2 protein-coding genes are annotated in these 1,428 nt (G+C 44.5%); both read right to left on the reverse strand.

What is annotated here, in order from left to right; translation table 11 throughout:
• On the reverse strand, window positions 1-944 hold a 944-nt coding region (locus ACFIL7_RS03185), incomplete at its 3' end, for a phage tail protein (protein ID WP_375683348.1).
• 7 nt (window positions 945-951) lie between these two features.
• A partial coding sequence (locus tag ACFIL7_RS03190; RefSeq protein ID WP_375683349.1) for a phage tail protein occupies window positions 952-1,428 on the reverse strand: 477 nt, incomplete at its 5' end.

The raw sequence follows: 1,428 nt of genomic DNA on the forward strand, positions 1-1,428 counted from the left end.
TCTGTAAACCAAAAGGGAGTCTCTACCTGTGGACTTCCTGCTATTTGGTCAAATTCTTGATTACACTTGTCCAAAGCATCCCCACTCAAACCTACACACTCTTCGTCTATAGCTCTCTTTCGCCTTGTCACGGGCGCTTCAGTAGAAGAAACATCCCGTTTTTTTCGAGAAGAAAGACCTTCTGATGACGCTGGACCTATAAAATGTTCATGCGCTTTTAAAGAACAGGATTGTATACTTGCAAAAGAACGCCAAGGGTCTAAATTGCGTTCATTATCAAGTCCCCGTAAAAATAGCCCCCGAAAATCGGGAACATTAAACGTCGTGGCGCCATCTCCTTCTCCCCACGTCGTTCCTATCGCAGAAAATAAATCCCAATAAACATACCGTGAATAAGCACTTCCATCACATGGCAACCAACCATCCGGCAAGCGCTCCATTGCAAACGGTCCTATCAGACCGGAAGGTAAACGTTTTAAGGAAGAAACTTTGCCCCTTGTCGGGTTGAGAACTTGCCAACCCGTAAGCTCTTCATCATACACAAGCGTATAAAGACAGCCATCTTGTATCTCTCCTCCCGATAAGGCTAATAAACCGGTTTCTGTCGCCTTATAAACGGGCTTACCAGCTAAATTATTTAAAGCAATTGTTGTCGCCCCAACATTCTTGCCCTTCGCTTTAAAACAAACCGATATGCCATTCTTATACTCTAAAAATGCCGATTGACTTAGAAGCCTTATCACGCTCGTCTTTTGGTTATTATCAACCGTCACAATCCCTTCAAGAACACCCCCCGTATCCGATAAATACTCACTTACCCGTTGCATCATCACACGAGCGCTATTATTAACCGTGTTAGGGTGCTGTCCCTCTGACCAATTAATTAAAGCATCAGCACCACCATTCTCAGATGCTGTTAAAGACCAATCATAAATCGTGGACATCTAAACCTCACGTCTTGATTCCAAACACAACACTCATATTAATCGGGCGCGTCTCACTTATACCTGAACTTGCCAATGCAACATCACGCATGTGAAGGTGGGAATGGGGAAAGGCGAGCTTATGGTGCACGCGTATATCCTCTGCTCTCACGCCCAAACGTTCAGCAAGCTTCAATCTTTGCTGGTCATTCAACACATATCCCCAGATGATCGTCATATCACCATGCCAACTCTCTTCCTGATTTTCATCATTCAAAATCGTAAAGGATTGACCCCCATGGTCATGCTTTCTCATTGCGTCATTTTGTAAAGTGCCAAGATAACGAAAGCGGTCTATCTCGCGGTCATCATCAACACCTCGTAAAAAAACACCACGCAAATCGGGAACATTAAACTTCGTCCAACTATCAGCGCCTCCCCACCTGATCCCTATCGCTTCATAAAGAGCAGGATAATCACTACGCAAATAAGCCTTCCCATCACA

It is taken from the genome of Bartonella sp. AP3QHHD (assembly GCF_042195765.1).
In the GTDB taxonomy this organism is placed as follows: Bacteria; Pseudomonadota; Alphaproteobacteria; order Rhizobiales; family Rhizobiaceae; genus Bartonella.